At 67.8% G+C, this 12,194-nt stretch carries 12 protein-coding genes; 3 read left to right on the top strand and 9 right to left on the bottom strand.

Going from position 1 to position 12,194, the window contains the following annotated elements; all coding sequences use genetic code 11:
- Positions 1-22 precede the first annotated feature (22 nt).
- The 3 genes from DKT77_RS14860 to DKT77_RS14850 all read right to left on the bottom strand — a co-directional run bounded on the left by DKT77_RS14860 (position 23) and on the right by DKT77_RS14850 (position 2,354).
- The gene (locus tag DKT77_RS14860) at positions 23-964 is read right to left on the bottom strand and encodes a bifunctional riboflavin kinase/FAD synthetase (protein WP_109812453.1); all 942 of its coding nucleotides are present in this window, start codon (positions 962-964) and stop codon (positions 23-25) included.
- Between the two features lie 15 nt (positions 965-979).
- Positions 980-1,414, bottom strand: a complete 435-nt coding sequence (locus tag DKT77_RS14855; protein WP_109812452.1) for a MaoC family dehydratase — start codon at positions 1,412-1,414, stop codon at positions 980-982.
- Positions 1,415-1,481: 67 nt separating this feature from the next.
- Positions 1,482-2,354, bottom strand: coding sequence for a TIGR01459 family HAD-type hydrolase (locus tag DKT77_RS14850; RefSeq protein ID WP_109812451.1), 873 nt, complete (start codon positions 2,352-2,354; stop codon positions 1,482-1,484).
- A gap of 311 nt (positions 2,355-2,665) precedes the next feature.
- Here DKT77_RS14850 and yghX point away from each other — a divergent pair, with 311 nt between their 5' ends.
- Positions 2,666-3,562, top strand: coding sequence for a YghX family hydrolase (gene yghX / locus DKT77_RS14845; RefSeq protein WP_238547923.1), 897 nt, complete (start codon positions 2,666-2,668; stop codon positions 3,560-3,562).
- Positions 3,563-3,640: 78 nt separating this feature from the next.
- Here the strand turns inward: yghX and holA are convergent, their stop codons facing one another.
- The 4 genes from holA to DKT77_RS14825 form a co-directional block, all read right to left on the bottom strand.
- On the bottom strand, positions 3,641-4,666 hold the full coding sequence (gene holA, locus DKT77_RS14840) for a DNA polymerase III subunit delta (protein ID WP_109812450.1): 1,026 nt from the start codon (positions 4,664-4,666) through the stop codon (positions 3,641-3,643).
- Entirely contained in the window at positions 4,663-5,214 is a 552-nt protein-coding gene (gene lptE / locus DKT77_RS14835) for an LPS assembly lipoprotein LptE (RefSeq protein WP_109812449.1), read from the bottom strand. Before lptE ends, holA begins: the two co-directional genes overlap by 4 nt.
- Complete coding sequence (leuS, locus tag DKT77_RS14830) at positions 5,201-7,774, bottom strand: leucine--tRNA ligase (RefSeq protein ID WP_109812448.1); 2,574 nt, start codon at positions 7,772-7,774, stop codon at positions 5,201-5,203. Before leuS ends, lptE begins: the two co-directional genes overlap by 14 nt.
- Before the next feature lie 111 nt (positions 7,775-7,885).
- Entirely contained in the window at positions 7,886-8,353 is a 468-nt protein-coding gene (locus tag DKT77_RS14825; RefSeq protein WP_109812447.1) for a DUF3576 domain-containing protein, read from the bottom strand.
- Between the two features lie 326 nt (positions 8,354-8,679).
- Between DKT77_RS14825 and DKT77_RS14820 the strand changes: the two genes are divergently transcribed.
- Both DKT77_RS14820 and DKT77_RS14815 read left to right on the top strand, forming a co-directional pair.
- Positions 8,680-9,720, top strand: coding sequence for a porin (locus DKT77_RS14820; RefSeq protein WP_238547922.1), 1,041 nt, complete (start codon positions 8,680-8,682; stop codon positions 9,718-9,720).
- 102 nt (positions 9,721-9,822) lie between these two features.
- Complete coding sequence (locus DKT77_RS14815) at positions 9,823-10,476, top strand: YggS family pyridoxal phosphate-dependent enzyme (protein ID WP_109812445.1); 654 nt, start codon at positions 9,823-9,825, stop codon at positions 10,474-10,476.
- Positions 10,477-10,492: 16 nt separating this feature from the next.
- On the opposite strand, the gene DKT77_RS14810 is transcribed toward DKT77_RS14815, so the two are convergent.
- Both DKT77_RS14810 and ribA read right to left on the bottom strand, forming a co-directional pair.
- Positions 10,493-10,993, bottom strand: coding sequence for a L,D-transpeptidase family protein (locus DKT77_RS14810; protein WP_109812512.1), 501 nt, complete (start codon positions 10,991-10,993; stop codon positions 10,493-10,495).
- Positions 10,993-12,081, bottom strand: a complete 1,089-nt coding sequence (ribA, locus tag DKT77_RS14805) for a GTP cyclohydrolase II (protein WP_109812444.1) — start codon at positions 12,079-12,081, stop codon at positions 10,993-10,995. The genes DKT77_RS14810 and ribA overlap by 1 nt, the downstream gene beginning before the upstream one ends.
- Positions 12,082-12,194 lie beyond the last annotated feature (113 nt).

Genomic DNA, 12,194 nt, shown 5'->3' with positions numbered 1-12,194 from the left:
ATCGCCCTCCCGCTCCGGCGCCTCACAGCGCCGCGAGTATCTCGCGTGCGCGGGTGCTGTCACGGTCCATCTGCGCGATCAACCCGTCCACTCCGTCGAATGTCATCTCTGGGCGCAGGAAGTCGACCAGTGCCACCGACACGGGCGCGCCGTAGAGATCGCCGCCGAAATCGAACAGGAATGTTTCAAGGTTCGCGGTGTTCACACCGAACATGGGCCGCACGCCAAGAGAAGCCACCCCGTGATAGCTGCCGCGATGCGGCCCCTCCAGCACGTCGACCAGCACGGCATAGACCCCGAAGGCCGGCGGGTGCAGCCCGTCCAGCGACATGTTCGCGGTTGGATAGCCGAGCGTTCGCCCGCGCTTCTCGCCGTGCAGGACAGGCCCTTCGATCCTGTGCCAGTGCCCCAGCATCGCGGCCGCGTCGCGGGGGCGCCCGGCGCTCAGCGCGGCGCGTATGCGTGTTGAGGACACAGGATCGCCGGTTTCGAAACTCTGCAGGTCCGCTACCGTCACTCCGAAGCCGAGTTCAGCGCCAAAGCGCACCAGATCGTCCGCCGTGCCAAGCCGCCCTTTGCCGAAGCAGAAATCGGCCCCCACGACCACGTGCGCGAGCCCGAGGCCCTGCGCCACCACGTCGCGCGCGAAGGCTACGGCGCTCAACTGCGACAAGGCTGCGTCGAAGGGCAGCGAAAAAAGCAGGTCAACGCCGATCTTGTCCAGCCGGTGTGCCTTGGCTCCCGGCGTCATCAGCCGGAAGGCCGGGGTGTCGGGGCGGAAGAATTCGCGTGGGTGCGGGTCGAAGGTGACCACCCCCAGAGGCGCGCCCAGCCGCGTGGCGGCCTCGCGCGCCAAACCGATCACCGCCAGGTGGCCCAGGTGCACGCCGTCGAAATTGCCGATAGCGGCACTGGCACCGCGGGCGTCGTCCGGCAGGTCGGTATGGCGTGTGAAGCTCCGCATCGGCGGTGGCGTATCCTATCCCCGGGTCGGTGCCAACACCGTCGCGTCGCCGCGCACCACGATCTTTTCGCCGATCCGCGCTTCGCACTGGAACGATACGCGCTTCTTCTCGGCGATGATCTCGGCGACCGTTACGGTTGCCGTCACCTCGGCACCCAGCGGAACCGGGGCGAGAAATTTCAGGTTCTGGCCAAGATAGATCGTCCCGTGACCGGGCAGGCGTTCGCCCAGCAATGCAGAGAACAGGCTGCCCACCAGCATCCCGTGTGCGATGCGCTGCCCGAAGATTGACGCCGCTCCGGCCATGTCGTCCAGATGGATCGGATTGCGATCCTCGCTGACCTCCGCGAAGGCCCGCACCGTCGTATCGTCGATCACCTTTGTCAGGCTGCGGGACATGCCCACTTCAAGGTCCTCCAGAAAGACCGTGCCTATCTTGTCTTCGCTCATTTTCGTTCCCTCCCCAGATTGGTCGCGCATCATTATTGCGTGGCTGCTGCGCCAGCCACGCGGCCTCTCACCGCAGGTGGCCGATGGAATAGCGCGCGGCAAGGCGTTCTTGCTTCAGGTAGGCGTCAAGGCGCGCGGGTTCCGGTTGTGTACGCGTGCCGGTCTGCTCGGCCACAAGCCCGCCGGTAACGAACAGGAAATCCAGATCCTCACCCATCGCGCCGGCAAGGTCGGTGCCCGGCCCGTCCCCGATGGCAAGGATGCGGGCGTCCTGTACCGGGGCAAGCGCGGCAAGCCGGCGGCGCGCCAGATCGTAGATCGGCGGGTGCGGCTTGCCAAAATAGAGGCTCTCGCCGCCCATCTCGGTGTAAAGCTGTGCTAGCGCCCCCGCGCAGTAGATCCGCGTGTCGCCCTTGTCCACGACGATGTCCGGGTTGGCGCAGAGCAGCTTCAGTCCCTTGGTCTTGGCCAGCAGAAGCTGCGCCCTGTAGTCGTCCGGCGTCTCGGTGGAATCGTCCAGCAGGCCGGTGCAGGCGATGCCCTCGGCCTCGTCCAGCGGCACGAGCGTGAAGTCCGGTTCGGGCAGGTCGTCCGCGAGATCGGTGAAGAAGGTCAGGTCGCGCTCCGGACCGAGGTGAAAGACCTTCTTGCCGACGATGCCGCGCAGCAGCGCCGCCTGTGCGCTGTCGCCCGAGGTGACGATGTCGTCCCAGCAGTCACGCGGCGCGCCCAGCATGTCGAGCTGCTCTGCCACCTGTCCGCGCGGTCGCGGCGCGTTGGTCAGAAGCATGACCTTTCCCCCGTCTCGCCGGAACTTCTGAAGCGCGCGGACCGCGTCGGGGAATACTGCCACGCCATTGTGCAGGCATCCCCAGAGATCGCAGAAGACGGCGTCATACTCGGCGGAAATCTCGGACAACGTCTCGACGATGCGGGTCATGGGAACCTCGGGTTTGGGAACCCGACAGGGCCGGGCCGGAAAACGGAAATCAGAAGACGGCGGCGCGCAAGCAAGTGGCCCTCCGCCGTCTCTATGCCAAAGACCGCCCGTGCTGACCAGCCGTGCCGCGTGTGCAGGCCCGACTGGCCAGCGACGGGCGCACTGTTTGCCACGCGGCGGCGGGCGAGCGCGGGCAGCCGGGCCGCACCGGATCCCGCCGCTCCCTTCGCCAGGCGCTTGCACGGTTTTGTCAACGGCCGCGCCGGACCCGCGTGCTACCCTTCCCCCATCGACTTGAAACGGAGCGCGACATGACCATTCCCACGCGGCGCAAGGCCAGCGATTTCGATCCCCGGATTCTCGAGATTTTCGACGGCTACGTGCATGGCCGAATGACCAAGCGGGAGTTCATCTCGCAGGCCGGCAAATACGCCGCCGCGGGGGTGACAGGCGCCATGATCCTCGACCAGCTTTCGCCGAACTACGCGTTCGCGCAGCAGGTGGCCCCCGATGACCCGGCGATCGAAACTTCGATCGAAAGCTATGAAAGCCCGGACGGGCACGGCACGATCCGCGGCCTGATGGCCCGGCCCGCAGGCGCCGACGGGCCGCTGCCGGCCGTGCTGGTCGTGCACGAGAACCGGGGCCTCAACCCCTATATCGAGGATGTGGTGCGCCGCGCGGCAAAGGCCGGTTATCTCGCCTTCGGGCCCGACGGGCTCAGCCCGCTGGGCGGCTATCCCGGCACCGACGAGGAGGGCCGCGAAATGCAGCGAAGCCTCGACGGCGCAAGGCTTATGGAGGATTTCTTCGCCGCCTTCGAACACCTGCGCGACCATCCGGGCAGCACCGGGCGCGTCGGCGCGGTGGGTTTTTGTTACGGCGGCGGGGTCTGCAATGCGCTCGCGGTGGCGTATCCCGACCTCGCCGCCTCGGTGCCGTTCTACGGGCGTCAACCGTCGGCCGAGGACGTCCCATCGATCGAGGCGCCGCTGATGATCCACTATGCCGGGCTGGACGAACGGATCAACGCGGGTTGGGATGCCTATTCCGACGCGCTGAAGTCCAACCAGAAGCAGTTCAGCGTTCATTTCTACCCGGATGTGAACCACGGGTTCCACAACGACACGACCCCCCGCTACGACGAGGCGGCGGCGATGCTGGCCTGGGACCGGACGCTGAACTTCTTCGCCAACACGCTGACCTGACACCGTGTGCGGCGGGGTCGGCAGCGGCGCCGCGCGCAATGGCGCCGGGACAGCACGGGACGGTGGCGGGGCCCGGCGTCAGCGCCGGGCGAGGAAACTCAGACGCATCAGCGCGCGTTCGATCATCGCGCCCTGCGGTGCTGTCGCCCCGCCGGACCGCAGTGCGAGGTCGGTGTCCAGCAGGGTTGCCAGCGCGTCCTCCAGCCGGGCGCGCCCCCATTGCCCGGCCTGCCGCTGCATCCGGTCCCGGCGCGGGCCGTAAACCGGCGGTCTCAGCACACCTATGCCCTGTGAAGGTCCGCCGGGATGGGACGCGATGGCGTGCAGCGTGCGGAAATGCCGGGTCGCGCCGATCGCCATCGTCACCGGCGCGATGCCCTGCGCCTGCAGCCGGTTCAACGTCGGGCCAAGCTGGTCCGGGCGGCCTTCGGCCACAGCGTTCAGCATCTCGTCCAGTTCCGCCTCCACCGAAAGTGGGGCCACGGCGGCGATGTCGTCCGCACTGACCGGTTCGGGGTCGTCCAGCTTGTAAAGCGCGAGCTTCTCGACCGTGCGGGCGAAATCGCCGGGATCGAGCGTCTGCGCCAGCGCGGTCAGGTCGGCCAGCGCCGGGGCAGGCAGGTCGCGGAGCCCGATGCGGGCGATCACCGCCTCGATCTCGGCCCGGCTGGGCGGGTCCGCATAAACGGCGGCGGCGACCGCGTTGCGGTGCCCCTCGAACAGCTTGCGCAGCGCGTTGCCCTTGGTCAGGTTTCCGGCCGTCAGGACAAGCTGCGCATCGCCGGGCTGCCAGTCGTCCAGAACCGCGGCAGCGGGTTTCGCGGCGGCCTCGGTCGCTTCTTCGACGAAGACGACGCGCGGCCCGGGGAAGAAACCCTGCGCGCGCACCGCGTCGGACAGCGCGGCCGGATCGCCGCGCAGGTCCTGCGGCGCAAGCCGGGTCAGGCGCATTTCGGCGGGCCCGTCGGGGCCGATCAGTGCTGCGATGACCTGCTCGCGGCGCAGCGCGCAGCGCATCGGGTCCGGGCCGTAGATCAGGATGCCGGCGCGGCCCGGATCCGGCTTGCCGAAGAACGCCGCGGCATCGCGGGCCGACAGCTTCACCGCGCGAGCTCCGGTGCCACAAGCAAGTCCGCAACGATCTTGTCCGCGAGGATGACCATCAGGCGTTCATAGGCGTCTTCCTCGGCGGCACCGGTGGCAAGCGCTGTGCCGATGGCGGAATAGCTATTGAACCCGTCCACCCGGCCGGTGGCGGCGGGCTGGCCCGTCGCTGCGTCGGCCAGAGTGTAGGCCACGGTGCCGATCAGGTTGAACCGGTTGGTGGACTGCGCCGTGGTGATCGCGACCCGTTCGGATGTGACACCCAGCACCGTTGTCAGCCGGTAGCGGGCATTGCTGCCGGGCGCGCCCAGCCGGTCCTGAAGCGCCTCGGTCAGCGTAAACCCGAGGCTGCCGCCGGATTGTACCACCTCCACAGTGCCGTCGAGCGCGGCGCCTGTGCTGCCGGGCGCGTAGACCGGGGTAAAGCCGCAGCCCGCAAGAGACGCTGCCGCAAAGCTGACGAGGCCGACCAGAAGGGCGCGTCGGCCACGACGCGCAGGCCGACCGGAGCGCGAGACGCGCGGGGTCTGCGGGTCAGACCACGACATTGACGATGCGGCCCGGCACCACGATCAGCTTTTTCGGCGCACCGCCTGCCAGCGCCTTCTGCACGGCGACATCGGCAAGCGCGAGCTTCTCGATCTCGGCCTTCGGCATATCCTTCGCGACCGTCAGTTCCGACCGGCGCTTGCCGTTGACCTGAATGGGCAGGGTCACGGTGTCGTCCACCAGCAGAGCCGGGTCGGCCTCGGGCCAGGGCAGGCGGGCCAACAGGCCGGTGCCGCCCAGCATCGTCCAGACCTCTTCGGCGAGATGCGGGGTCATCGGCGCCATCAGGCGGGCGAGGATGCGCAGCGCGGCGGCGCGGTCGCTGGCGGGGGCGGCCGATTTCTGGATCGCGGCGGTGAACGCATAGAGCTTGGCCACCGAGGTGTTGAAGGCGAAGCCTTCGATGCCCTGCGTCACGTCGTGGATCGTGCGCGCCGCCAGCCGGGCCAGCGCCGCATCGGAGACCCCTTTCGGGGCCGCCTCCGCGCTGCTCTCGCCCGCCTGTGGCAGGCTCGGGGCCAGTTCGGATGCCATGCGCCAGACGCGGGCGAGGTGCTTGTGGGCGGCTTCGGCCCCTGCGTCGGTCCACTCCACGTCGCGTTCGGGCGGGCTGTCGGACAGCATGAACCAGCGCGCGGTATCGGCGCCGAAGCGGTTCACGATTCCCACCGGATCGACCACGTTCTTCTTGGACTTGGACATCTTGGCGGAAGGGACTGTTTCCACTGCCGTCCCGTCGGCAAGCCTGCCATCGGTCACGTCGGAAGGCAGATGATATACCGGGCGCCCCTGCGCATCGCGGGTCTGGTAGATCTCGTGCGTCACCATTCCCTGCGTGAACAGCGCGTCGAAGGGTTCCGCCGCCGTGCCCGGCAAGTGCCCGCAGATCGCCATCGCGCGGGCGAAGAATCGCGAATACAGCAGGTGCAGGATCGCGTGCTCCACCCCGCCGATATACTGGTCCACGTTCATCCAGTAGTCCGCCTCGGCCCGGTCGGTGGGCGTGGCCGCGCCGGGCGAGGTGAATCGCGCGAAATACCATGACGAGTCGACGAAGGTATCCATCGTGTCCGTCTCACGCTTTGCGGGCGCGCCGCAGGCCGGGCAGGGCACGTTGCGCCACGCGTCGTGCCGGTCGAGCGGATTGCCGGGACGGTCGAAGCTCACCTCTTCCGGCAGCTTGACCGGCAGGTTTTCCTTCTTCTCGGGCACCACTCCGCACGAATCGCAATGCACCACGGGGATCGGACAGCCCCAGTAGCGTTGCCGCGACAGGCCCCAGTCGCGCAGGCGGTACTGCGTGACGCCGGTGCCCCAGCCTTCGGTCTCGGCCTTGGCGATCGTGGCGGCGATCGCCTCGTCGCCCGTTGCTTCCGTCAGGCCGGTAAAGTGGTTGATCCAGCGGACCTTTTCGGATTTTGGCAGCACCAGCGCGGTGTCGGCGATCGGCTGAGGGTCGGTCAGCGCCTCGAAGGTCGCTGTCACCGGCAGGTCGTATTTCCGCGCGAAATCAAGGTCGCGCTGGTCGTGGGCGGGGCAGGCGAAGATCGCGCCGGTGCCGTAGTCCATCAGGATGAAATTGGCGATCCAGACCGGCAGGTGCCAATCCGGGTTCAGCGGGTGACGCACGCGCAGGCCGGTGTCCATCCCGCGTTTCTCGGCTTTTTCAAGCGCTTCTTCGGACGTGCCGGTGCGGCGGCAGTCGGCGCAGAAGGCGGCGAGGTCGGGGTTGTCCTTCTCCAGCGCCTTGGTCAGCGGATGGTCCGGCGACAGGCCGACGAAGGACGCGCCCATCAGAGTGTCCGGGCGGGTGGTGAACACCTCGATCCGGTCATGGTCGTGCGCGGGAGTTTCGAGCGCGAAACCGAAGCGCAGGCCGCGGCTCTGGCCGATCCAGTTCGCCTGCATCGTGCGGACCTTGTCGGGCCAGTTCTCGAGTCCGTCCAGAGCGGACAGAAGTTCTTGGGAAAAATCGGAAATCCGGAAGAACCACTGGGTCAGTTCGCGCCGTTCCACCAGCGCGCCCGAGCGCCAGCCGCGGCCGTCCTCGACCTGTTCGTTGGCCAGCACGGTCATGTCCACTGGATCCCAGTTGACCACGGCGGCCTTGCGGTAGACCAGACCTTTCTCAAGGAAATCAAGGAACAAGGCCTGCTGCTGGCCGTAATATTCGGGATCGCAGGTGGCGAATTCGCGGGACCAGTCGAGCGACAGACCGAGGCTGCGAAACTGCGCCTTCATGTTGGCGATATTGGCGTAAGTCCATGATCCGGGGTGGATTTTTCGTTCCATCGCGGCGTTTTCGGCGGGCAGGCCGAAAGCATCCCAGCCCATCGGGTGCAGCACGTTGAACCCGCAGGCCGCCTTGTAGCGCGCCACCACGTCGCCCATCGCGTAGTTGCGCACGTGGCCCATGTGCAGGTTGCCCGAAGGATAGGGAAACATTTCAAGCACATAGTACTTGGGGCGGGCCGGGTCGGCCTTGGCCTTGAAGACCTCTTCGGTGTCCCAGTGCTGTTGCCATTTGGCTTCGATGGCGGCGGGGTCGTAGCGGGACATGGGCGGGTTTCCTGTGTGGTCGGGCGTGTCGGGATCGTGTCGGAATCCAATATGAATCTCATATGAATCCCGTAGGACTCCGGCGCCGCCATCGGGCGCCGGGCGGTGCGGTCAGAGTTGTCCGTCGGCGAGGCGCAATTGCCTGGCGCGGGTCAGGATCGCGTCCTCGACCGCGCGGGTGGTTTCGGCGGCGGCGGGTCCGCTGCGCGTGGCGAGCGAGACGTTCAACGCGCGGGCATCGAGCGACGGGTCGCGCACGAACACGGTTGCGCGATAGGCGCGCCCGCCGCCCGGCGGCGTGCCGTAGCCGTAGACCAGCAGTCCGGTGAAAGGATCGGCGCGTTCCAGCGGCAGGAAGGACAGCACATCCTGCGCGGCGGTCCAGATGTAGCGGTTCACTTCCAGCGTGACGTTGGGATCGTCCCGGTTGTCGAACAGATCGAACAGAGAGGAGCCCGTTTCGGCCTCGGCCGGGATCGTGCTGTCGCTGGCGGGCACGCCGCCACAGCCAGAAAGGGCCAGCGCGGTGGCGGTCACGGCGGTCACGGCGGCGAGCCTTGCGGGCTTGGGTCGTGTCATGTCTGTCTTTCCCTGACGGTTCGCCGCAATCCCTAGCCTGCACGGCGCGCGCGGACAAGCGCAAGGCGCGGCGCGGCGGGTGCGGGGCGCCAGGGCAGGGGCGAGTATGGAGACGGAGGCTGCGCTGCACCGGGCGCCGCGCGGCCCGCAGGCTGAGGGGCGCGACCCGCCAGACAGGACTGTGGCAAACCTGCACCAATTTTAAGCCGTCGATGCCACAGGTTTTCCGCAATGCTTGTTTTGCCCGACCGAACGGTGGAATTAGGCTGCAACTCAAACGGGGTGGCCCGCTTGAGGATCACCTTAAATCCTACGAGGGAAACCACATGAAAAAGATTCTCCTTGCCTCGACCGCTCTGATCGTGTCGGCAGGCTTCGCATCGGCAGAAGTCGTCATCGGCGGCGACGGCTACATGGGTGTCGCATACGGCGACAACGGCAACCCGATCTTCGCAACGACCGACACCTCGGCCGATCAGGTTCCGGCCGGTTCGGGCAACAACTTCTCGAACTACAGCTTCGTCTATGACCTCGACGTCGACTTCAAAGCGTCGGGCACCTCGGACAGCGGCCTGACCTTCGGCGCAGCGGGCGACTTCGACGACCTCGGCGCATCGCAGGGTGCACGTGGCTGGGACAACTCGATCTTCATCTCGGGCGACTTCGGCACCCTGACCATGGGTGACATCGACGGCGCGGCAGAGAACGTGATCGGCGACCTCGCAGGCGTTGGCCTCTCGGGCCTCGGCGACTTCAACGAGAACATCTTCCTGATCGGCGCTGGCGCACAGCCCGCAGGCCCGGTTGCTCGTTACGACTACGCGATCTCCGGTCTGACCCTGTCGCTCGGCCTGTCTGACGACTCGGGCTACAACATCGGTGCAAGCTACGCGACCGACCTGTTCTCGGTTGGCCTGGCCTACGAAGATGTTGCTGATGGCGCGACCGTCACGCTGTTCGACATCGACGCTCTGGGCTCCACCGGCAGCACCGCGATCACCGCGACCGCACCGAACGGCGCATCGCAGATCATCGGCGCCGCATCGGTGACCTTCGCCAACGTGACCCTGAAGGGCGTGTACGGCCAGATCGACGTCGATGGCACCACCGTCGACACCTTCGACCAGTACGGTGTGTCCGCAGCGGCAGCCTTCGGCGCAGCATCGGTTTCGGCCTTCTACCGTGCCGTCACCACCGACTTCAAAGTTGCCGGCACCCCGGACAACGACTTTGAAGCCTACGGTCTGGGCGTTGCCTACGACCTCGGCGGTGGCCTGGCTCTGGAAGCCGGCGTCGCACAGGCAGACAGCGACCGGGCAGCGAACGCTCTGACCGTTGCAGACTTCGGTGTGTCGATCGACTTCTGATCCCAGCGATCACGGTTGAACGGAAAGAGCGGGCTTCGGCCCGCTCTTTTCTTTTGTGCGGGGGCATGGTTGAACCCGGCGCAGCAGAGCGGGAGGCGGAACATGGGACTGGACGAGATCAAGGCGCGCATCGCGGCGGCGGAGGCGGAGGCCGACCGCCCCGCTGGATCGGTGCAACTGATCGCCGTGTCCAAGGTGCAGCCGCTTGAACGCGTCGTGTCGGTGCTGGAGGCCGGGCACCGCCTGTTCGGCGAGAACAAGGTGCAGGAAGCGCAGGGCAAGTGGCCTGAGCTGATGGGGCGGTTCGACGGGGTGTCGGTCCATCTGCTGGGGCCGCTTCAAACCAACAAGGCCAAGGCGGCGGTGGAATTGTTCGGTGCGATCCATTCGCTCGACCGCGAGAAGCTTGCGCGGAAGCTGGCGGACCTCGCGCAGGCGCGCGGGGCGTGCCCCGAGCTGTTCGTGCAGGTCAATACAGGCGAGGAACCGCAGAAGGCCGGTGTGATGCCTGACGTTGCGGACGCGTTCGTCGCCTCCTGCCGGGCGATGGATCTGCCGCTGGCCGGGCTGATGTGCATCCCGCCGGTGGACGAGGCGCCAAGCCTGCATTTCGGGCTGCTGCGCAAGATCGCTGAGCGCAACGGGCTTTCCGGCCTGTCGATGGGCATGAGCGATGATTTCGAGCAGGCGGTCGCGCTGGGCGCGACGCATGTGCGCGTCGGATCGGCGATCTTCGGGGCGCGCGATTACGGCTGAAAGCGGTGCGCGCCGGTCAGTCCCGGATGACGACCCGTGTGTCGAGCCGGATGCGCGGAATCAGCCAGCGCAGGTCATCGCGCGAAAACGCGATGCAGCCTTCCGTGGGGCGGTGCGGCCCGCGCCACTGGTGAATGAAGATCGCAGATCCGCGCCCGGCTTCGGCGCGCGGCCAGTTCCAGTCGGTGATCAGAACCGTGTCATAAAGCGGGTCGGCGCGGCGCAGCCTTTCGTGGCTGCGGGCATAGGGCGCGCGGACCATCAGGTTATAGTGGTCTGGGTCCTTCGGGTCGTCCGACCACAGGTCGGACGGGCCGATCGGCAGCGCCCAGTCCGCCGGGCGCGCCAGACGGTCGGGCCGGTAGAGCAGCCCGACGATGCGGTGGGTGCCCACCGGGGTCGCGCCGTCGCCTTCATGCTTGTCGTGGGTCAGCCCGCCGCGCCCGATGACGCAGGGCAGGCGTCGGTTCAGGAAGCGCGCGCCCTGGCGCGTGACGACGATGTCGGTTGGGCGTATCACAGCAGGTGGCCGGATTTCGCGGCCTTCGTGTCGAGATAGGCGGTGTTGTGCGCGCCGCGCCCGACCCGGAGCGGCACGCGTTCCACGACCTCGATCCCGTTGCGGTCGAGCATGGCCACCTTGCGCGGGTTGTTGGTCAGCAGCCTTGCGCGGCTGAAGCCGAGCCTCCGCAGCAGCGCGGCGCCGATGCGGAAGTCCCGCTCGTCGTCCTCGAAGCCGAGGCGGTGGTTCGCCTCCACCGTGTCGAAGCCCTGGTCCTGGAGCGAATAGGCGCGCATCTTGTTGGCCAGCCCGATGCCGCGCCCCTCCTGGTTGAGATACAGCAGCACGCCCGCGCCCTCGGCGCCCATCTGCGCCAGTGCGCCGCGCAACTGCGGGCCGCAGTCGCATTTCAGCGAGCCCATGACGTCGCCGGTGAAGCAGGCGGAATGCAGGCGCGCCAACACGGGCGCGGCGCGGTCCGGCTCGCCGACCTCGATGGCGTAATGTTCCTCGCCGCCGTTCTCGGGGCGGAAGACGTGCAGGCGGCCGGCGTCGGACACCTCCATCGGCAGGCGTGCATCGATCACGCCGTTCAGCGGGCTGGCGGCCAGCGACAGGCGTTCGACCTCGGGGGCGGGCAGCAGCGTCAGCCCGGACCCGTGAGCCAGCCCCGCGGCGTCGGGCACCCGCACCACAAGCGCCGCGGGCAGCAGGCGCGCGGCCTTGCAGAGCCGGATCGCGGCGCGATGCAGTCCGGCATCCCCGCCGCGTTCGCTGGCCAGCGGGCCCTTCATCGGCGTGGCGAGATCGCCCGCCGGATCGGCCAGCGCGGTCACCCAGCCCAGCCCGGCATCGGCGGGCAGCAACACGCGCGCCACGTCGCCGTCATAGGCGCGGGCCTTCAGCGTCTCGGCCCGGCGCGCGGTCAGCGCGACAACCGGCGCGCCCAGCGTCCGTGCGGCGGCGAGCCGGGCTGCGGTCAGCGTCTCGGCGGAGAACACCAGCGCGCCGCCATCCGGGCCGACCAGAACGACGCCGAGCCCCATGCGCAGGTCCGCGCGGGCCCGGGCCATCAGTTCGATCGTGTTGGGTTGCAGCGTCACGCCGGACCGTCCTTTCGCGCCGACCGCCCTGTGCGGCCCCTTTTCTGTAACATCTCTCGCGGCTTCACACGTCCGCGTGAGACAGTTGCCACATATCTTGTCGGACGGTTCCG

The organism is Meridianimarinicoccus roseus, from assembly GCF_003172915.1.
GTDB classification, from domain to species: domain Bacteria; phylum Pseudomonadota; class Alphaproteobacteria; order Rhodobacterales; family Rhodobacteraceae; genus Meridianimarinicoccus; species Meridianimarinicoccus roseus.
The sequence above is the reverse complement of the archived record's forward strand: the minus strand, read 5'-3'. Positions and strand labels throughout refer to the sequence as shown.

Bases quoted from the DNA above. Each gene is read 5' to 3' on its own strand.
- DKT77_RS14860 (WP_109812453.1), bottom strand. From the start codon at position 964: ATGCGGAGCTTCACACGCCATACCGACCTGCCGGACGACGCCCGCGGT.
- DKT77_RS14855 (WP_109812452.1), bottom strand. From the start codon at position 1,414: ATGAGCGAAGACAAGATAGGCACGGTCTTTCTGGAGGACCTTGAAGTG.
- DKT77_RS14850 (WP_109812451.1), bottom strand. From the start codon at position 2,354: ATGACCCGCATCGTCGAGACGTTGTCCGAGATTTCCGCCGAGTATGAC.
- yghX (WP_238547923.1), top strand. From the start codon at position 2,666: ATGACCATTCCCACGCGGCGCAAGGCCAGCGATTTCGATCCCCGGATT.
- lptE (WP_109812449.1), bottom strand. From the start codon at position 5,214: ATGTCGTGGTCTGACCCGCAGACCCCGCGCGTCTCGCGCTCCGGTCGG.
- leuS (WP_109812448.1), bottom strand. From the start codon at position 7,774: ATGTCCCGCTACGACCCCGCCGCCATCGAAGCCAAATGGCAACAGCAC.
- DKT77_RS14825 (WP_109812447.1), bottom strand. From the start codon at position 8,353: ATGACACGACCCAAGCCCGCAAGGCTCGCCGCCGTGACCGCCGTGACC.
- DKT77_RS14820 (WP_238547922.1), top strand. From the start codon at position 8,680: ATGAAAAAGATTCTCCTTGCCTCGACCGCTCTGATCGTGTCGGCAGGC.
- DKT77_RS14815 (WP_109812445.1), top strand. From the start codon at position 9,823: ATGGGACTGGACGAGATCAAGGCGCGCATCGCGGCGGCGGAGGCGGAG.